15 protein-coding genes are annotated in these 19,717 nt (G+C 63.5%); 2 read left to right on the top strand and 13 right to left on the bottom strand.

Annotated features, from left to right (window positions below; all coding sequences use genetic code 11):
* Positions 1-103 precede the first annotated feature (103 nt).
* The 6 genes from RY831_RS08960 to rfbB all read right to left on the bottom strand — a co-directional run bounded on the left by RY831_RS08960 (position 104) and on the right by rfbB (position 5,785).
* The gene (locus RY831_RS08960; RefSeq protein ID WP_326505981.1) at positions 104-901 is read right to left on the bottom strand and encodes an ABC transporter permease; all 798 of its coding nucleotides are present in this window, start codon (positions 899-901) and stop codon (positions 104-106) included.
* Positions 901-2,310, bottom strand: coding sequence for a mannose-1-phosphate guanylyltransferase/mannose-6-phosphate isomerase (locus tag RY831_RS08955; protein WP_326505980.1), 1,410 nt, complete (start codon positions 2,308-2,310; stop codon positions 901-903). The genes RY831_RS08960 and RY831_RS08955 overlap by 1 nt, the downstream gene beginning before the upstream one ends.
* A 79-nt stretch (positions 2,311-2,389) precedes the next feature.
* Positions 2,390-3,271: a dTDP-4-dehydrorhamnose reductase gene (gene rfbD / locus RY831_RS08950; protein WP_326505979.1), complete on the bottom strand. Its 882-nt coding sequence runs from the start codon at positions 3,269-3,271 to the stop codon at positions 2,390-2,392.
* On the bottom strand, positions 3,268-3,825 hold the full coding sequence (gene rfbC, locus RY831_RS08945; RefSeq protein ID WP_326505978.1) for a dTDP-4-dehydrorhamnose 3,5-epimerase: 558 nt from the start codon (positions 3,823-3,825) through the stop codon (positions 3,268-3,270). Before rfbC ends, rfbD begins: the two co-directional genes overlap by 4 nt.
* Positions 3,822-4,709 carry a glucose-1-phosphate thymidylyltransferase RfbA gene (gene rfbA / locus RY831_RS08940; protein WP_326505977.1) on the bottom strand — a complete coding sequence of 296 codons (888 nt, stop codon included), beginning with the start codon at positions 4,707-4,709 and terminating at the stop codon, positions 3,822-3,824. Before rfbA ends, rfbC begins: the two co-directional genes overlap by 4 nt.
* Positions 4,706-5,785, bottom strand: coding sequence for a dTDP-glucose 4,6-dehydratase (rfbB, locus tag RY831_RS08935; protein ID WP_326505976.1), 1,080 nt, complete (start codon positions 5,783-5,785; stop codon positions 4,706-4,708). Before rfbB ends, rfbA begins: the two co-directional genes overlap by 4 nt.
* Positions 5,786-6,013: 228 nt before the next feature.
* On the opposite strand from rfbB, the gene RY831_RS08930 reads away from it, so the two are divergent.
* A complete protein-coding gene (locus RY831_RS08930) occupies positions 6,014-6,838 on the top strand; it encodes a symmetrical bis(5'-nucleosyl)-tetraphosphatase (protein WP_326505975.1) in 825 nt (274 codons plus the stop codon).
* A 175-nt stretch (positions 6,839-7,013) separates the two neighbouring features.
* Here RY831_RS08930 and RY831_RS08925 read toward each other — a convergent pair whose 3' ends face one another.
* The 6 genes from RY831_RS08925 to RY831_RS08900 are packed head-to-tail and all read right to left on the bottom strand — an operon-like array spanning position 7,014 to position 11,570.
* Positions 7,014-7,772, bottom strand: a complete 759-nt coding sequence (locus RY831_RS08925; RefSeq protein ID WP_326505974.1) for a lysophospholipid acyltransferase family protein — start codon at positions 7,770-7,772, stop codon at positions 7,014-7,016.
* A gap of 5 nt (positions 7,773-7,777) precedes the next feature.
* On the bottom strand, positions 7,778-9,064 hold the full coding sequence (locus tag RY831_RS08920; RefSeq protein WP_326505973.1) for a dihydroorotase: 1,287 nt from the start codon (positions 9,062-9,064) through the stop codon (positions 7,778-7,780).
* A gap of 3 nt (positions 9,065-9,067) precedes the next feature.
* On the bottom strand, positions 9,068-10,027 hold the full coding sequence (locus RY831_RS08915; protein ID WP_326505972.1) for an aspartate carbamoyltransferase catalytic subunit: 960 nt from the start codon (positions 10,025-10,027) through the stop codon (positions 9,068-9,070).
* Positions 10,020-10,526: a bifunctional pyr operon transcriptional regulator/uracil phosphoribosyltransferase PyrR gene (pyrR, locus tag RY831_RS08910; RefSeq protein ID WP_326505971.1), complete on the bottom strand. Its 507-nt coding sequence runs from the start codon at positions 10,524-10,526 to the stop codon at positions 10,020-10,022. The genes RY831_RS08915 and pyrR overlap by 8 nt, the downstream gene beginning before the upstream one ends.
* Positions 10,513-10,902, bottom strand: a complete 390-nt coding sequence (ruvX, locus tag RY831_RS08905) for a Holliday junction resolvase RuvX (protein WP_326505970.1) — start codon at positions 10,900-10,902, stop codon at positions 10,513-10,515. The genes pyrR and ruvX overlap by 14 nt, the downstream gene beginning before the upstream one ends.
* Positions 10,903-10,904: 2 nt before the next feature.
* Positions 10,905-11,570, bottom strand: coding sequence for a YqgE/AlgH family protein (locus tag RY831_RS08900; protein WP_326505969.1), 666 nt, complete (start codon positions 11,568-11,570; stop codon positions 10,905-10,907).
* An 86-nt stretch (positions 11,571-11,656) separates the two neighbouring features.
* On the opposite strand from RY831_RS08900, the gene RY831_RS08895 reads away from it, so the two are divergent.
* A complete protein-coding gene (locus RY831_RS08895) occupies positions 11,657-13,192 on the top strand; it encodes a cryptochrome/photolyase family protein (RefSeq protein WP_326505968.1) in 1,536 nt (511 codons plus the stop codon).
* Positions 13,193-13,294: 102 nt separating this feature from the next.
* Here RY831_RS08895 and RY831_RS08890 read toward each other — a convergent pair whose 3' ends face one another.
* A complete protein-coding gene (locus tag RY831_RS08890; RefSeq protein ID WP_326505967.1) occupies positions 13,295-19,618 on the bottom strand; it encodes a hybrid sensor histidine kinase/response regulator in 6,324 nt (2,107 codons plus the stop codon).
* Positions 19,619-19,717 lie beyond the last annotated feature (99 nt).

Genomic DNA, 19,717 nt, shown 5'->3' with positions numbered 1-19,717 from the left:
CATCAGCCGCTTTTCGGCTTACGATGCCGCTTCGTGAGATCGCGATTATATAACTCCGGCAAGCCGGTTTCGCCATTTTTGTGTTCGCCGGAGGAAAACCGGATCAGAGCTCGTCGACGATTTCGCCGACACGGCGGCGGAAAAGCCGCATGCCGATCGCGCATAGCGTGATGCTGAGCACCGCCGGCACGACCAGTGTGGACCACTCCGGCCATTTGCCGTGCACCAGTATGTTCTGGTAGGCCATCACGAGCGTCGCCATCGGGTTCAGGTCCAAGTAGCCGCGCACGCCTTCGGGTAGGATGGTGGTGGGATAAACCACGGGGGTGAGCCAGAACCAGAATTGCAGCAGAACGGAAAAGAACTGGCCGACGTCGCGAAAGAATACATTCAGGACGCCGACGATGATGCCAAGCCCGATGGCGAACCCGATCTGTATGGCCAGGACGGGAAAGATGGCAATGAAGCTGATGCCCGGGAACGACCCGGAAAGCAGCAGGAATGCGATGAACAGGGTGAAGATGATGGCGAAACTGATGCCGGCATTGAGCACGACAATGATAGGCAGGCAGATTTTAGGAAAACTGATCTTCTTGATCAGGTTCGCATGTTCCAGGAACACATTCTGCGCACGGCTGACGATGTCCACGAACAGGCCCCAGGTCAGCACCCCTGCGCACAGGTAGATGCTGTAGGCAAAGCTGTTGTCGACGCCCGGCAGCTTTGCCTTCATCACCTGGGAAAAGATGACCGTGTACACCACGATCATCGCCAGCGGATTGAGAACCGTCCATGCTGCGCCCAACAGCGAATTGCGGTAACGCGACTGAAACTCCCGCTTGACGCTGCCCGATATGAAGCCGCGATAGCTCCATACCGAGCGCAACATGCCTACTGCCATTATTGTGCCCTGCCGTATATGTCTTCGAAACGGACGATGTCATCCTCGCCCAGATAGGAGCCGCATTGTACCTCGATCAGGGCCAGCTCCGTGTCGCCGACGTTGGTGAGGCGGTGCTTGTTACCGGCGGGGATATAGGTCGACTCATTGGGCTCGAGGACCACGGTGGCGTCGCCGTTGACGACCTCGGCCTTGCCGGACACCACGACCCAGTGTTCGCTGCGGTGATGATGCATCTGCAGCGACAGCGAGGCGCCGGGCTTGACGGCGATGCGCTTGATCTTGAAGCTGGGCGCATCCTGCAGCACGGTGTAGGTGCCCCAGGGACGGGACACGGTGCGGTGATTCTTGTGGGCCTCATGCCCTGCGGCCTTGAGCCGGGTCACCACTTCCTTGACTTCCTGGCTGCGCGCCTTGTCGGCCACCAGCAGGGCGTCCGGCGTGTCGATCACCAGCAGGTTGTCCAGTCCGATCACCGCAACCAGGCGGTCGGTGGTCTGGATATGGGTATTGCGGCTGTCGATGACGATGGTCTGGCAATTGTTGTTGGTATTGCCCGCCGCATCCGCGGGGATGGCTTCGGCCACGGCTTTCCAGGCGCCGATGTCGCTCCAGTCGAAATCGCCGGGGATGACCGCGATGTTCTTCGCCTTTTCCATCACCGCATAGTCGATGGAAATGTTTTCCAGCGCATTGAACGAAGCCGGCAGCTCCATCTTGTCGCCGACGGCCTTGGTGCTGTTGAAGACAGTGCGCGCCGCTTCCAGCAGGGCCGGGTTGTAGGTGGCGAAGGCATCGAGGATGGTGCTGGCCTTGAAGCAGAACATGCCGCTGTTCCAGACATAGTTGCCTTCGGCGAGATAGCGGGCGGCGGTGACCGCGTCCGGCTTCTCGACGAAGCGCTGCACTACCTGGGCGTGCTCGCTCACCTTGTTGCCCATCTCGATATAGCCGAAGCCGGTTTCCGGCGCCTTGGGCTTGATGCCGAACAGGACCAGGAAGCCGTCCTTGGCGAGGTTCTCCGCATGCTGCACGGCGGTATAGAAACCCGGCGTGTCCTTGATCAGGTGATCGGCCGGCAATACCAGCATGCAGGCGTCGGGCTTTTGCTGCATGGCCCACATCGCGGCCAGCGCGATGGCCGGCGCGGTATTGCGTCCGGACGGCTCCAGCAGATAGTTGGGCTTGACTTCCTGGCTCTCCAGTTCGTCATGCGACAGGAAGTAATAGTCGCGATTGGTGACGATTAGCGGCGGCGTGTTGCCGGAAACCGCCAGCGCGCGCTCATGCGTTTGCGTCAGCAGGCTCTTGCCGTCGCCGATGCGCATGAAGGGCTTGGGATGCGCTTCGCGGGAGACGGGCCAGAGCCGGGTGCCGGCGCCGCCGGAAAGGATGATAGGAATCAGCATAATGTTATCTCACTGTTTATGATTCATTCGGGCTCGCAGTACCGCGTGATACACGGCACTCGGTTCGGCATTGCCATCGTTATTCAAGACACAGTTTCAATGCATCGTCCCAGGCAGGCAGACCGCAGAATTCGCGGATCAGCTTGTCGCAGGACAAAACGGAGTTGGCCGGACGCCTTGCCGGCAGCGGGTAATCCTGTGTCGTTATGGGTAAAACCCGCGGCTTCCTGATTGATGACCCATGTGCAACAATAGTCTGCGCGAAACCATGCCAGGTGGTTTGACCTTGCGCAGCAAGATGGTAGAGGCCGGTCTTTTCGCGCCAACGTGGCTCGTTGAGGCCGGCCTGCGCCGGTGCGCATTGTAGGGCAGTTACAACATGCGCGGTGGTGTCGGCAATCGTGCGGCACCAGGTCGGCGCGCCGGTTTGATCGGCGACAATGCGCAATTCATCCCGTTCGCGCGCCAGGCGCTGCATGGTCAGCAGAAAATTGTGTCCCCGGGCGCCGTACACCCAGCTGGTGCGGAAGATCAGGTAGGGTATGCCGCTGGCTTCGATCGCCTGCTCGCCGGCGAGCTTGGTGCGGCCGTAGACATTGATCGGCGCGGTGGCATCGTCTTCCGAATACGGACCGGGCTTGCTGCCGTCGAACACGTAGTCGGTCGAATAATGGATCATCGCGGCGCCGATCCTGCGCGCCGCCTCGGCCATGACCGCCGGCGCCTCGCCATTGATGCGCATGGCCAGTTCGGGCTCGGATTCGGCCCTGTCCACCGCGGTATACGCCGCCGGGTTGACGATCAGCGCCGGGCGCAGGCCGAGTATCGTCTCCCTGACCTGGTCCAGGTTGGAGAGATCCATGCCGGCGCGGTCCAGCGCGACGACTTCGCCAAGGCCCTGCAGGCTGCGCTCCAGTTCGTATCCGACCTGGCCGCTCCTTCCCGTCAGCAGTATCCTCATGCATACACCTCGGCGTCCTTCAGCAGCCTGCCGCCGCGGTCCTTCTCCGACAGCACCGGTTCCAGGCCGAGCGGCCATTGAATGCCGATCGCGGGATCGTTCCACGCGATGCAGCGTTCATGCTCCTTCGCCCAGTAATCGGTGGTCTTGTACAGGAATTCGGCGGACTCGCTGGTCACCGCGAAGCCATGCGCAAAGCCCGGCGGCACCCACATCTGCAGCTTGTTTTCGGCGGAAAGAATCGCCCCGACCCATTGGCCGAAGGTCGGAGAACTCCTGCGCAGGTCGACCGCCACATCGAACACTTCCCCGGCGATGACGCGGACGAGTTTGCCCTGGGCCTGACGGATCTGGTAGTGCAGTCCGCGCAATACCCCTTCCGCCGACCGGGAGTGATTGTCCTGCACGAAGTCCACGGCCTGCCCGCCGTTGACCAGCGCGGCGAATTGCCGCCGGTTGAAGCTTTCGAAGAAAAAGCCGCGCTCGTCGCCGAACACGTCCGGCTTGATGATCTTGACGTCGGCGATGGCGGTTGCTGTCACCTGCATGATCAAAACACCCTGTCCCTGAGTATGTGCAACAGATATTGCCCGTAACCGACCTTCTTCAGCGGCTGCGCAAGCGCTTCCAGCTGCTCGGCCGTGATATAGCCCATGCGGTAGGCGATCTCCTCCGGACAAGCGACCTTCAGGCCCTGCCGCTTTTCCAGCGTGGCAATGAACTGCGCGGCATCGAGCAGCGAGTCGTGCGTGCCGGTGTCGAGCCAGGCCACGCCGCGGCCCAGGACCTCGACGTTGAGCTGGCCGCGATCCAGGTAAGTCTGGTTGATATCGGTGATTTCGAATTCGCCGCGCGCGGAAGGCCGGATGCTGGCGGCGATGTCGCACACCTGCTCGTCGTAGAAGTAGAGGCCGGTGATTGCGTAATTGGATTTCGGCACCGCCGGCTTCTCGACGATGCTGACCGCGCGGCTGCCGCTGTCGAACTCGACCACGCCATAGCGCTCGGGATCCTGCACGTGATAGGCGAACACGGTGGCGCCGCTCACGGTGCTGCAGGCGTCCTGCAGCTGGGATGCAAAGTCGTGGCCGTAGTAGATGTTGTCACCCAGGATGAGCGCGGAATGCGCGCCGCCGATGAATTCGCGCCCGATGATGAATGCCTGGGCCAGGCCTTCCGGCGCCGGCTGCGCCGCATAACTCAGGCTGAGGCCCCATTGGCTGCCGTCGCCCAGCAGATCGGAAAAGCGCGACAGGTCCGCCGGCGTGGTGATGACGAGGATGTCGCGTATGCCGGCCAGCATCAGGGTCGACAGCGGATAGTAGATCATCGGCTTGTCGTACACCGGCAGCAGCTGCTTGGAAGTGGACATCGTGACCGGGTACAGCCGGGTGCCGGAGCCGCCGGCCAGGATGATGCCCTTGCGGGGAATCGTCATGCGCCGGCCCCCGCCACGGCGGGACGCTCGCCGTAGTTCTTTTCGACCCACTGCAGGTAGGCGCCCGACTGGATATCCTTCACCCAGTCCTGGTGATCGAGGTACCACCGCACAGTTTTTCGGATGCCGGTCTCGAAGCTTTCGGCAGGCCGCCAGCCGAGTTCCCGCTCGATCTTGCGCGCATCGATCGCATAGCGGCGGTCGTGGCCGGGACGGTCCTGGACGAAGCGGATCTGCCGCCGGTAACTTTCCTGCGCCGGCGCCAGGCTGTCGAGAATGTCGCACAGGGTATGCACCACCTCGAGATTGGTTTTTTCGTTCCAGCCGCCGATATTGTAGGTCTCGCCCGGCCTGCCCGCTTCCAGTACGCGGCGGATTGCGGCGCAGTGGTCACCCACATACAGCCAGTCCCGGACGTTGCCGCCGTCGCCGTAGACCGGCATCGGCTTGCCGTCCAGCGCATTGGCGATCATCAGCGGAATCAGCTTTTCCGGAAACTGGCGGGGACCGTAATTGTTGGAGCAGTTGCCGGTCAGCGTCGCCAGGCCATAGGTATGATGATAGGCCCGCACCAGGTGGTCGGACGCGGCCTTGGACGCCGAATAAGGGCTGTTGGGCGCATATGCCTTGTTTTCGGTGAAGGCCGGGTCGCCGGGATTGAGCGAGCCGTACACCTCGTCGGTGGACACGTGCAGGAAACGGAACACGGACTGTTCGCCGGACGGCAGGCGTGAAACATGCGCGCGCGCGGCCTCCAGCAGGCTGAAGGTGCCGTTGACGTTGGTGGCGATGAAATCTTCCGGGGCATGGATCGAGCGGTCGACATGACTTTCGGCGGCAAAATGCACGATCGCGCGCGGACGATGCCTGTCGAGCAGGGAGCTCACCAGGCCGCCGTCGCAGATATCGCCCTGGACGAACAGGTGACGGGCGTCGTTCCGGACCGCGGCCAGGTTGCCGAGGTTGCCGGCGTAGGTGAGCTTGTCGAGATTGACAACGGGCTCATCGCATGATGCCAGCCAGTCCAGCACGAAATTGGCGCCGATGAAGCCTGCTCCGCCTGTCACTAGAATCATGCAACTCCTTCCGACTCGGGAATTTCCGATAAACCCATGATTTTACTAAATTATTAACCCGATCGATGATTTTGTGCATTACAGCAGAAAAGCATTTCGGCAGGCGTAATGGATTGTTACCTGCTTGTATATTGTTTGTAGCGGGCAGGATGTGGGCCGATTTTTTATAATGCTTGGTTTGATCGCCTTCGTACAAGGCATCCCACTTGTCAATTGAATAAGAAATCCATGCCTACGTACGCCATCGGCGACCTGCAAGGTTGCCGCAGCAAGCTCGCCGAACTGCTGGACAAGATCCGGCTTTCCACTCCAGACCCCCGCCTCGTTTTTGTCGGTGACCTCGTCAACCGCGGACCGCAATCGCTCGAGACTCTACGCGAAGTCAGGGCGCTCGGCGATACCACAAATGTGGTACTCGGCAACCATGACCTGCATCTGCTGGCGGTCGCGCACGGCATCCGCCGCGCCCATCCGTCCGACACGCTCAATGACATCCTGAACGCTCCCGACCGGGATGAACTGCTCGACTGGCTGCGACACCGGCCGCTCGCCCTGTTCGAAAACAATCACCTGCTGGTGCATGCCGGCGTGCTGCCGCAGTGGACAGCGCAGCAGACCATGGAGCTTGCGGCGGAAGTCGAAGCCGTGCTGCAGGGACCCGGCTGGGTCGACTTCCTGCGCCAGATGTACGGAAACGAACCGGCGCGCTGGGACGATTCCCTGCGCGGCGCCGACAGGCTGCGCTGCGTCGTCAACGCGCTGACGCGCCTGCGCTTCTGCACGGCGGACGGCACCATGGATCTGGCCACTTCCAAGGGAGCGGAAATCGAGGCGCCCGGGTATATGCGCTGGTTCGACGTGCCCGGCCGCAGGACCGAGGATGTCACCGTGGTGTTCGGACACTGGTCGACGCTGGGGCTCACCATGCTGCCCAATATCATCAGCCTCGACACCGGCTGCCTGTGGGGCGGCAAGCTGAGCGCGGTCTGCCTGGAGGACCGCCGCGTCGTCCAGGTGGAATGCCCGCAGTACCAGCGGCCCGGATCGATCTGACGCCGGGCGACGCGCCGGGTACAGGCAGCAGGCAGGCTAGAGCGGATTGCGGGTGGATGCAGGGCAAGGCGAGAGGAGCGCCGTGTGGCGGGCCACACAAGCGACGAACAACGCTGCCATGGTGAAGTGAGCCCAAGGCAGGCCGAGATGACCGCACACCCATTCGCAATCCGCTCTAGGCCCGGTTCGCTTCACGCCCTTCCGGCATCCCGAGGGCATCCGCAATTTCGCGCCGGGCCGCATCCGCCAGCTCGCGCCTGTGGGTATCGGGACGGGTTTCGATGGGTGCCAGCAGTTCCAGGTGCGCGGTCATGCCGCCGGACCGGAGCACGCTGACCAGACTCTGCACGAAGGTCATGTCGCCGATGAAATCGGCGGCGGCATGCAACTCGCCGGACTTTCCGGTATAGCGCACCGCGTACGGCTGGACCGGCACTTCCGCCTCGACCGCGGCCTCGAACAGGTTCGCATGAAAAGGGAGCAGCGTGCCCTGCGCCGCGGTGGTGCCTTCCGGGAAGAACGCAACCCGCTCTCCCGCGTGAAGACTTGCAACCAGGCCCTGGTAGATGCGGCGGACGTCGCGCAGCTTGCCGCGCGAGATGAAGATGGTCCCGGTCTTTTCGCACAGCCAGCCGATCAGCGGCCAGTCGCGGATATCAGACTTGGCGACGAAGCGGCACGGCCCGACGGAATTGATCACGAAGATATCGAGCCAGGACACATGATTGGAAACGATCAGTGCGCGTGCCGCCGGCTGCAGTCCGGGGCGGCAGGAAACCCGCACCTCGACACCGGCCAGCGCCACCAGCCTGGCGGACCAGCGCTGGATGCGTTGCTGGCGGGCCGCATGGCCGAGCCGCGGAAACGCGAATGCGCAGGTGGCGAGCCCCCGGAACAAATGCAGCGCCACCCGCAACAGGCGAAATGCCAGCATAGGGCTCAGCGCTCGTAGGCGACGCCGCCGGATACGATGGTTGCCCTTACCTGCCCCTGCATTTCATAGCCGAGGAAAGGCGTGTGCTTGCCCTGGCTCGCGAGCGCCCTGGCATCGACCTTCCAGCGCGCGGCCGGATCGAATACGCAGATGTCGGCGATGCTGCCGGCCGCCAGTCCGCCGAACGGCAGGCCGGCCACCTTGGCGGCATCGGCGGTGATCTTGGCAATCGCCCGGGAGAGCTGGTTTTCGGCCTTGCCGAGGCATTCGTCGGCCCATTTCAGGGCCAGCGGCAGCAGCAGTTCCAGGCCGGTCGCGCCGGGCGAGGCTTCGCCGAACGGCAGCAGCTTTTCATCGTCGTCGACCGGCGTATGGTCGGAGCAGATCGCATCCACGGTGCCGTCGAGCAGGCCCTGGCGGATGGCATCGCGGTCGCGCATCGCACGCAGCGGCGGCGTCAGACGGGCATTCGAATCGAAGAAGCCGATATCGACATCGGTGAGGTGCACATGATGCGCGCCCACGTCACAGGTGACCGGCAAGCCCTCCTTTTTCGCAGCGCGCACCAGTTCCAGCCCGGCGGCCGACGACATGCGGCACAGATGGACCCGCGCGCCCGTCATGCGCACGAGCTCGAAGATGGTGTGCAGCGCGATGGTTTCCGACATCACGGGCACGCCGGAAAGGCCGAGGCGCGAAGCCATCGGACCGCTGTGGGCGATGCCGCCGCGGCCGATATGCGGGTCCTGCGGCCGCAGCCAGACGGTGAAGTTGAAGGTCTTCGCGTACTGCAGCGCGCGCAGCAGGACCGTCGTGTTGACGATGGGTTCCTCCGCCTGCGCGAAACCGATGCAGCCAGCCTCGGTCAGCTCCGCCATCTCGGTCAGGGCCTCGCCCTTGAGTCCCATGGTCAGCGCGCCGAGCGGATAGACGTGCGCCTGGTTCAGGCCCCTGGCGCGGTACTTGAGCATCTCGACCAGGCCGGGCTCGTCGAGCACCGGGTCGGTATCGGGCGGGCAGACCAGGCTGGTCACGCCGCCCTGCATCGCCGCCTGCATTTCCGATTCCAGCGTCGCCTTGTATTCATAGCCCGGCTCGCGCAGGCGGGCGCTCAGGTCCACCAGTCCGGGCGCCACCACCAGGCCGCCGGCATCGATGATGCGGTCCGCCGCAAAGCCGTCCGGCGCGGTGCCGAGCGCGGCGATCCTGCCGTCGGCGACATGGATATCCATCTGCGCATCGATGCCATTGGCCGGGTCGATCACGCGGCCATTCTTGATTTGAAGTTTCATTGCTTACTTTCCCGCCAAAATGCTCATGACCGCCATGCGTACCGCAATCCCGAAGGTCACCTGCGGCAGGATCACCGCCTGCGCGCCGTCGGCCACCGCGGAATCGATTTCCACGCCGCGGTTCATCGGTCCCGGATGCATCACGATGGCATCCGGCTTGGCGAGCGCCAGGCGCTCGGGCGTCAGGCCGTAGCTCTTGAAGAATTCCTGCGCCGATGGCAGCAGCGCGCCGGACATGCGCTCATTCTGCAGGCGCAGCATGATGATGACGTCGACATCCTTCAGCCCTTCGTTGATGTCGGTGAACACGCGCACGCCCATCTGCTCCAGCCCGCCGGGCAGCAGCGTGCGCGGGCCGATGGCGCGCACTTCGGGCACGCCCAGCGTGGTCAGCGCATGGATGTCGGAACGGGCGACGCGGCTGTGCAGGATGTCGCCGACGATGGCCACCGTCAGGTTGCTGAAATCCTTCTTGTAGTGCCGGATGGTGTACATGTCGAGCAGGCCCTGCGTCGGATGCGCATGGCGGCCGTCGCCGGCATTGACGACGTGGACATGCGACTGCGCGGTGTCGATCAGGTGCTTGGCGATCAGGTAGGGCGCGCCGGACTGGGCATGCCGCACGACGAACATGTCGGCGTGCATCGCCGCCAGGTTGTCGATGGTGTCGAGCAGCGATTCGCCCTTGCTGGTGCTGGAGGCGGAAATGTTCAGGTTGATGACATCGGCCGACAGGCGCTTGGACGCGATCTCGAAGGTGGTGCGGGTGCGGGTGGAATTCTCGAAGAACAGGTTGAAGACGCTTTTGCCGCGCATCAGCGGCACCTTCTTCACTTCGCGGTCGCTGACGCTGACGAAGGAAGATGCGGTATCGAGGATATGGGTGATGACCGCCTTCGGCAGGCCTTCGATGGTGAGCAGGTGCTGGAGCTCGCCGTTCTTGTTCAGTTGCGGGTTATGCATGGTCCACCGTGAGGGAGAAGCGGCCGTCGTCGGCGCGGTCGAGTACGAGATGCTGTTCTGCCGGAAGCGCGACGGTATGGGCGACGAAATCGGCTGCAATCGGCAGTTCCCTGCCGCCGCGGTCCACCAGTGCCGCCAGCTGGATTTTCGCCGGGCGTCCGTAGTCGAAGAGTTCGTTGATCGCCGCCCGGGTGGTGCGCCCGGTGTACAGCACGTCGTCGACCAGCAGGATGGTGGCGCCCTCGACCTCGAACGGGATCTGGGTCGGCTTCACCTCGGCGTGCAAGCCCTTGGCCGCGTAGTCGTCCCGGTAGAACGACACATCGATGAAGCCCAGGCGCGCGCCCAGGTTCATCTCGGCGGCGAGCCGTTCGGCCAGCCAGGCGCCGCCGGAATAAATACCCACGATGGCAACGTTCTCGGCCTGTTCCAGGCCAGCCTTGACGCTCTCGGAAAGTTTCCGGTACAGCGCTTCGGCATCGAAATCAGGATTCGGCATGTTCATTGAAGTATTGTTGCAGGATGATTGCGGCGGCTTCGGCATCGATCACCTCTCCCCTGCGCTGCGACAGCACCGCGGAAGAGTAGCGCTCGTCGACCAGGGTGGTGGCGACGCCGAAACGGCCATTGAGCTGATTGGCGAAACGGCGGCAGCGCACCGTCATTTCATGTTCCGCGCCATCGGGATGGCTCGGCAGGCCGACCACGCAGCGTGCGGGCTGCCACTCCGCGATCAGGGCGGCGATGTCCGCAAATTTGGCATCATTGGTCAGGGAAGTGATGACGGTCAGCGGCTGGGCCTGCCTGAGCAGGGTATTGCCGACTGCCACGCCGATACGCTTGAGGCCGAAATCAAATGCCAGTACCGTTTCCACCGTCAGGCATGCCCCGCGTCGCCGGTGAGCATCATGGGATCGATGCCAAGCAGTTTCATGGCGGCCGTGAAGCGCTGCTCCGCCGGCAGGTCGAAGATGACTGCGGGTTCGGCCCGCACGGTCAGCCAGCCGTTGCGCACGATTTCCTCCTCCAGCTGCCCCGCGCTCCAGCCGGCGCAGCCCAGCGTGACCAGGATGCGCTCCGGCCCGCGGCCGGCGGCCACTTCTTCCAGCACGTCCTTGGACGTGGTCAGGGCGACGCGTTCGTTGACTTTCATCATCGAGGAATAGTCACCGTGCGGCGAATGCAATACGAAACCGCGCTCCACCTGCACCGGGCCGCCGAACATGACCGGCTTTTTATCCGCCGCAATCCTGCCCGCGGCCGGATCGGCGCCGAGATCGATGCGTTCCAGCAGCACGTCCATCGTCATGTCGGTTGTCTTGTTGACAATGACGCCGAGCGCTCCTTCGGCATTGTGCTCGCAGATATACACTACCGTACCGCCGAACACGGGGTCGAGCATGGATGGCATCGCGATCAGGAAATGGTCGACAAGATTGAACTGGTAAGCCGGCGCCTCTTCGGCGGATGCGGCATAGCCGGTAGCCTCCCGGGCGCTTCCGGGACGCAGAGAACTTGAGCGTGACTTGCTTGGTTTCACCATAATGGGCATTTTAACAGTTTTGATCCGCGACTTTCCCGAAACGGGACGCGAACTTCCGGAGATTGGCTTCCGGTCAAAGGGGTTTCATGCAAGCTTATGACAGATCTCTCGTCTGGTTCCGCCGCGACCTGCGCGACTTCGATCATGCAGCGCTCTATCACGCGCTGCGACAGAGCCGGGGCGTCTATTGCGCCTTCATTTTTGACAAGGCAATCCTGGATGCGTTGCCGCGCGCCGACCGCCGGGTGGAGTTCATTCTGAGCAGCATCGGTGAACTCGCGCAGGCGCTGCGCGGGATGGGCGGCGGACTGATCGTGCTGCACGGCCATGCGGAACGGGAAATTCCGCAGCTGGCCAGGCGGCTCTCGGTGGGCGCCGTGTTCACCAATCGTGATTACGAACCTGCCGCGGTGCAACGCGATGCGCGGGTGTCCGCCGAACTCCAGCGGGAAGGCATCGCCTTCCATGGCTGCAAGGACCAGGTCATTTTCGAAAAGGATGAGGTTTTGTCGCTGGCAGGCAAGCCGTTTTCCGTCTTTACCCCGTACAAGAACGCATGGCTGAAGAAGCTGCATGCGCAGGACGACGGCTTCTACCTGAAGGCCTACCCGATAGCGCAGCATGCATCCCGCCTGGCGCCCCCGCCTGCGGAATTGGCGGCGGCCGTACCGACGCTGGCGCAGCTCGGATTCGAAGCGACCAACCTGCGGCAGATCGGAATCCATCCCGGCATGTCGGGCGGAGAACAGCTGTTCGAGGACTTCCACGGACGGCTGGCGCGCTACCACGAAGCGCGCGATTTCCCCGCGGTGAAAGGCTCCTCCTTCCTGTCCGCGCATCTGCGCTTCGGCACCGTCTCGATACGCGGCCTGGCCCGCCAGGCGGTCGAACTGATGCGCTTGCCGGAGGGCGGCCAGGGCGCGGCGACCTGGCTGTCGGAACTGATCTGGCGCGACTTCTATTTCATGGTGCTGCACCACCATCCGCGCGTAGTCGACCGTGCGTTCAAGCCCGAGTACGATGCGGTGCCGTGGGAAAGCGGCGCGGAGGCGGACGAGCTGTTCGATGCCTGGTGCGAAGGCCGCACCGGTTATCCGCTGGTAGATGCGGCAATGCGCCAGCTCAAGCTGACCGGCTACATGCACAACCGCCTGCGCATGGTGACCGCCTGTTTCCTGATCAAGGATCTTGGCATCGACTGGCGCCGGGGGGAGCGCTACTTCGCCCGCGAACTGACCGACTATGAATTGTCATCCAATAACGGCGGCTGGCAATGGGCGGCGTCTTCAGGCTGCGATGCGCAGCCATACTTCCGCATCTTCAATCCGGTCACGCAGTCGCAGAAGTTCGATGCGCAGGGCATGTTCATCCGCCACTACCTGCCCCAGCTGGCCGCGCTGCCGGCGAAGCATATCCATGCGCCCTGGCTGGCGCCTGCCGGCGTACTCCAGCAGGCGGGAATTGCGATCGGACGCGATTATCCGGCGCCGGTCGTGCAGCACGACGAGGCGAGGCTGCGTACGCTGGCGCGCTATGCGGTGGTGAAGAAAGCGCGTGTCGATGTTGCCGGAAGCGATGAAGGCGGCGATGGCGATGAAGTAGGCAGCGGCGCAGCCGCTTGACAAGCCCGGAAGGAAACGACCGAAGAAAAAGGCCGAAGAAAAAGGCCCGCATGAAAATGAACATGCGGGCCTTTACCGGATGTTGCCGGACGTGCGACGGTTTCAATCCACCGATGCATCCTTGCTCACGAAGCCGCCGATCAAGCCGAGCAGGTGTTGTTCCTGGTAGGGTTTTCCGAGGTATTCGTTGACGCCCAGTTCCAGCGCATAGTTGCGGTGCTTTTCCGCGGTACGCGAAGTGATCATGATGATGGGAATATGCCGCGTACGCTCGTCGCCGCGGACATTGCGCGTCAGGTCGAAGCCATCCATGCGCGGCATTTCGATATCCACCAGCATCACATCGGGCGTGACCGATTGCAGATGCTGCAGCGCATCGACACCATCCTTGGCCAGTACCACCTGGAAATTCTCGCGTGACAGCAGGCGCTGGGTGACACGCCGCACCGTCAGGGAATCATCGACCACCATGACGATGGGCTGACGGCGCAAGCCCTGTACCGGGCCGCTGTCGGGTGCCGAAGGCTCGCCGGCACGGATTTCGGCGACCGCGCCCATGCTCATGGCCATCGCATCGGACACATCCTCATGCGCCAGGCGCGGTGCGCGCTGACTGTCCTGCGCCAGGCGCTGGGCCAGCGGAACCGGATTGAGGATGAGCACGATTTCGCCGGAGCCCAGCACCGTCGCGCCGGCAACGCCGATCATCCTGGACAGCTGCGGGCCGATGTTCTTCACCACGACTTCGCGGTTGCCGATCACCTCGTCGACATGCACGGCCACGCGGTCGTTGCCGCTCTTGAGAATCAGCAGCGACGAATACTGCCGCGATACCGGAACAGCCCGGGTATTGCCGAGCAGGGTCGAGAGGTAATGCATCGCCACCCGCTGCCCTTGCCAAACCACCGCACCCTCGTTGTAAGCGGCTGCCAGTGCATTGGTCTTGAGCTGCTGCACCTGCTCTACCAGCACCGAGGGCACCGCGTAGGTCATGCCGCCGGTCGACAGCAGCACGACCTGCGTCACCGCCAGCGTCAGCGGCAGGCGGATCGCGAATTGAGTACCCTTGCCCGGTTGCGTCCAGGTCGATACCCGGCCGCCGAGCGATGCCGCTTCCGAGCGCACCACATCCATGCCGACGCCGCGGCCGGCGAGCTCCGTGATTTCGTCTGCCGTGGAAAAGCCCGGATGGAAGATCAGGTCGCCGGCTTCTTCATCCGTCAGCCGGCCACCATCAGCGAGCAGGCCCAGGGTGGCTGCCTTGTCGCGGATGCGGCCGAGGTCCAGACCCTGGCCGTCGTCGGAGAACTGGATGACGACTTCATTGCCTTCCTGCCGCACCTCGACAAGCAATTCGCCGGTTTCCGGCTTGCCTGCGGCGCGGCGCGCTTCGCGCGTCTCCACGCCATGCACGATGGCATTGCGCAGCAGGTGTTCGAACGGGCCGGTCATTTTTTCCAGTACGCCGCGATCCATTTCCACCGCGCCGCCGCGAATGTCGAGATTGACCCGCTTGTCGGTTTCCTTCGCGGCCTGGCGCGTCACGCGGAACAGGCGTTCGGAAATGCTGGCGAACTGGACCATGCGCGCGCGCATCAGGTCCTGCTGCAGGTCGCGGGTCAGCCGCGCCTGCGCCGAGAGATCGGCGACCGCGCTGTCGAGCGTGCGGGTCAGGTTCTGCTGCACCGAGCCGACGTCGTTGACGCTCTCGGCCATCATCCGCGTCAATTCCTGCAGGCGGGTGAAGCGGTCGAACTCCAGCGGATCGAATTCGCGGTCGGCCGAATGCGCCATGCGCGAGGTGATCTGAGTTTCGGCCTGCATTTCAATCTCGCGCAGCTGGTCCCGCAGGCGGGCCACGTTGTCGGTCAGTTCCGACAGCGACTGCTGCAGGCTGCCGACTTCGTTCTCCAGCCTGGAGCGCGAGATCGAAACCTCACCGGCCTGGTTGACGAGCCGGTCCAGAATGTCGGCGCGCACGCGTACCAGCGGGGATAACGGCGCCGATGGAGCCAGCGGAATCTGAGGGGGCTGAGGCACCTGCAGGGCGGCGGTTGCCGGCAAGCCCTGAGCCTGTCCCTTGTCCGCAGGCAGGGATGCCTGCGCCAAAGCGGCGGCGGCGCTTTCGGCGTTGCCTGAGAGGACCGCATCCGGGACGGGGTGCTGGAGCAGCTCGAACATCTGCAGGGCCTGGTCGTAGCGTACAAGTACGTCTTCCAGGGCCAGCAGTTCAGGTGTGCCGAGGTGCATGATGTTCTCGATGCGAGTTTCCATCTCATGCAGGTGCTGGCCAAGTCTCATCGCGCCCGCCATGCGCGCGCTGCCCTTGAGCGTATGCAGCAGGCGCAGTACCGACTGCGGCAATACGATGTCACGAGGACGCTCCTGCCAGCCGCGCAGCGCAGTCCCCATCTGGGGAAACATGTCGCGCCCCTCTTCCAGGAACACCGGCAGCAGGTCGGCATCGAGTTCGTCGCGGATTTGCTGGACAAAGCCGCTACCCGCGCCGGCTTCCTCGTCGAGCGAGGGAGCGCCGGACGAACCGGCTTCCTCGACACTGTCTTCGGAGAATGCGAACGGATCAGGCTCCGCATGCTCTGTCTGTTCAACAGGCACTGCGGCAGTCATGGCGGCAGCCTCGTCGAACCCGTCGATGCCGGCGGCCTCGTCCGCTACATCTTGCACGTCGCCAAGCGCGTCATCCTGCAGCACAGCCGACTCATGCTCAACGAAGTCTTGACCAGTGGCTTCAGGCTCTTCATCCGGCAAGCCAATCGGAGCGGATAAATCGGTATCCGCCATGAGGAAGGGGATTGCATCGTCGTGGCTCGCCGCAGCCAGTTCGGCCATCTCGGACCGCAGGTCCAGGTCCTGGCGCAGGCTTTGCAGGAGGCGAACGTACTCGGGCTTGTTCTCCGGCATATCGCCGAGAGCGAATTTCTGCAGCATCTGCTTCAGGCGTTCGATGCTTTCGGCGAGCAGGTCGAATTCATGCGGCTGCAGCCTTACCGGCTTGCGCAGCAGGAACTGCAGGACCATTTCCAGCGCATGCGCAAGCTCATGCAGCGAGGCGAACCCGACCGTGGCGGAACTGCCTGCCAGCGAATGCGCGGCATGCACCGATTGCACGCTCACGGCGCGGTCCGGCTCGTGGCTCCATTCGGCAATGTCCTGCGCCAGCACGCGCACCAGATCATCGGTTTCCGCCAGGTATATGTTGTGCAGCGGCACGCTGATTTCCAGGTCGCCAATGCGTTTCACATTGTCGTTGTTGCTGGTCTCGGGCGGATGGACAGTAGGAAAAGTGATGACTTCCGCGCCTGCCGCCGGCGTTGCGGCCGATGGCGGCTGCGGCGCCGGTGCCTGGACCTGGACCGCTTCGTCGGATGAAGAGGAGGCATCCGCGGCCTTATTTGCGTCCGTGTCTACCCCGTCAGAAATCCTTGCGAGCTCATTCAAGGCCGGGGCACCAAATCCTTCGAGCCCGCCAAACTGGGCCTGGACTTCGGCATCGGACAATTGCAATTCCTCGGGTTCGGCAGGCTCACTGAACGCGGCAACTTCGGCAGATGCGAAAACGCCGCTGGCGTTTTCAGTACTTGCCGCATCTTCCATGCCGAGATCCGGCAAGGGAAGGTCTGCCTCCGCGTCTTGCCGCTGTTCGGATGGTGAAGCGGTCAAACCGGCATCCATGAACTCGGGCGCAGTTGCGGGTGCGGGTAAGTCCAGGGTATGGGCCTGGTCCTGCGCGGGATCGGCGACGGGTTCTTGCCGCTCCTCCAACCCTTCCGGATCGACGGCGACCGGTGTCGCCTCAAGATCAAGCGTTTCCTCGTAGTGGAACTGGCCGCCGGACTTGATGCGCTCCGCGGCGGCGACGATGGCATCCGGGGTGCAGGCGGACCGGCCCTGCGTTTTGAGATCCCGGACCCAGGCGTCAAGCACTTCCGCCGCCTTGTCGAGCAGGGCGAACAATTCCGGATCGCCTCCACGCGACTCCGCCAGGCGCAGGTTCAGCACCTGTTCGATACTCCACGCCGCCTCGCCGAACGCCATCAGGCCCACCATGCGTCCGCTGCCCTTGAGCGTATGGAAGGATCGGCGCAAGGTGGTCAGGTGTTCCTGGTTGTGCGGCTGGTTGCGCGCTTCCGGCATGGTCTGCCGAACCGCGCCGAGGACTTCCTTTGCTTCCATCAGGAAGATTTCCAGCAGCTCGGCATCAATGGCTTCATCGGTCGACGGCGCGACGACCGGCGGCAACGCCTCGTCGGCGGGCATCGCCGGCACGGTCGCGGTGATGATCTCGGCGAGTGCGTCGGTGGATTCGGCGAAATCCGGGCGCTTCAGCGCATCGATGCCGGCCTGGGCACGGTCGTTCGCCTCGGGATTGTCGACCAGCGTTGCATCCATCCGGATTTTTTCGAGCGACTCCTTGAGCTGCGCCTGCAATGCCTGGTTGTCGGGCTCGACGCTCAGCGACATGGCGATCTCGGCCGACTTCTGCTGATGGAAGGCCAGTTCGTCTTCTACCGTCGTCAGCGGCATTCCCTCGGGCTCGTCGCCGGGGTCGGAATCCGCGGCATTGGTATCGGAATCGGAGTTCGCGGCGGCACTCGCTTCCCCTTCCCCATTCTGCTTGCCGCCCGGTTCGATCAGGTTGGCGCGCAGCAGGCCTTTATCTCGGTCGAAGCTGAAGCGCTTCTTTGCACTATCCGACTGATGCTGCAGGGTTTCGATGAAGAAGCTGAGCGCGCCCACATTCTGGGCCACATGCTGGAATGCTGCGCTGTCCTCAGCATCTGCGGCATCAGCGTTATCTGCGGCATCGGCGCTTGCGCTGCCGGATTTGCCGCGCGAATGGAAGCTCGCCACTGCTTCGCGCGTATGCCGGACCGCCTGCATGGCGTCGTCCTGGTCGAGGACCGCCAGGGCGCCTTCGATTTGGTGCAATATCTGGTCGAGCTGTCCGAGGCCGTCGTGCTGCGCGGGATCGCGGAAGAATTCATCCAGGATCTTCTCGACCTGGCGCAGGCTGCCCTGCATTTCACCTGCCAGGGCGGTCATGGTCTGCTGCTGCAGCGCCTGGCGCGACATGTCGTCAAGCCAGGGAGCGTCCTGCAGCGGTTGATCGCCCGCGACCACGGACAGCAGGCGCGCCGTCATGGCATCGGCCCGCTCGGCGAAATTGTCGGGCAGGTGGCCGATCTGGCTCAGCGAGTTCTCGACGAACAGGAGGCTGGCCGCCATCTCCAGCCCCAGCAGTTCGCCCGGCTTGGCATGGGCGGCGTGGCGCGCAATCCCCTTGAGTTCCCGCAGCAGCTTCGACAGCGGTGCGGAGTTGAGGCGTGATCCCGCATCGGCGAGCATGCGCATTTCATGCTCGAAGGAGTCCGCCATGCCGGCATCGCCGCCGACGATGCGGTTCCAGATCGTCTTCGCCTGGGACAGCCTGTCCTTCGCACCGGCCAGCGCGTCAGGATCCACCTGACCGTAACGCTTCTTCTCATAGTCGGCCGGTACCAGTCCGTCGAGCTGGTAGGTCTGGCGAATCTGCCGGCCGCGGGCGCTGGGCTCGGCGATCCTGGCGATGAAGAACAGCGCATCGCGCAGCAAGCGCTCGGCAATGCTCGGCGATCCCTGGCACAGTCGGCGGATCTGCAGGTTGATGCGGGCAAAGAGCTGCTTGACGTAGATTTCATTCGGAATCTGATCGGCGGCCACGGCTTCGGCCAGCCCGTGCATGACCCACCAGAATGCCCGCGCCTGCGGGTTGCCCTGCAGGTTTTCAATTTCGCCCACCACGTCGCGCATGACGGCGGCATTGGCCAGCTCGGCATTGCGGTCACTGCTTTTCAGGAAGGGCAGCAGTGCCTTTTCATAGCGCTGGCGCAGGCCAACGTAGTGTGCCGGCTTTATCTCGGCGGGCGGATTGATCGCGGGAAGGGTGGGACGTACCGCGAGATTGGGGAAGAAAAGATCGGCCGGATGGATGCGTTCGGCGCCGCGTGCTTCGAGCAAGGTCCGATAGTAGGGAAAAAGCCGCACCGGCTGATGCGGCATGCCGGCCAGCAGCTCATCCAGGTATTCGGTCAGCGCCTGGTAGGCATTGCCGATCACGTCGGCCAGTTCGGCATTCATCGGCAGCTGGCCGCCGTCGGCACGGTCGAGCAGATCCTCCACCGTTTCGGTGATGATAGACACGCCGTCCACATCGACGATCTGCAGCGCGCCGTGTGCCTGGTGCAGGTAGCTCTTGGCATGGCGCAATGCCGTGGTCTGCACGCCCGCATCCTGTGCGGCGGCTTCCCGCAATGCATCCCTGGACCGGTTCAGCGCTTCACGGATCTCTCCCACTACCCAGGATAGCGGACCGGTATCGAAGAGTTCCCGAGCATCTTGCGGTGAGGGGGACGAAAAGGTGGACATGACTACCTCGCGGGGTCAAAAAGCGGTGCGTCGCACGGGTTCACCGCGATGCAACTTGAATGGGCGCGCAGGAAATGCGCGCCCGGACAGCAATGTTTC

The organism is Noviherbaspirillum album, from assembly GCF_035916955.1.
Taxonomy (GTDB): domain Bacteria; phylum Pseudomonadota; class Gammaproteobacteria; order Burkholderiales; family Burkholderiaceae_D; genus Noviherbaspirillum; species Noviherbaspirillum album.
This window is presented reverse-complemented; position numbering and strand designations above follow the sequence as displayed.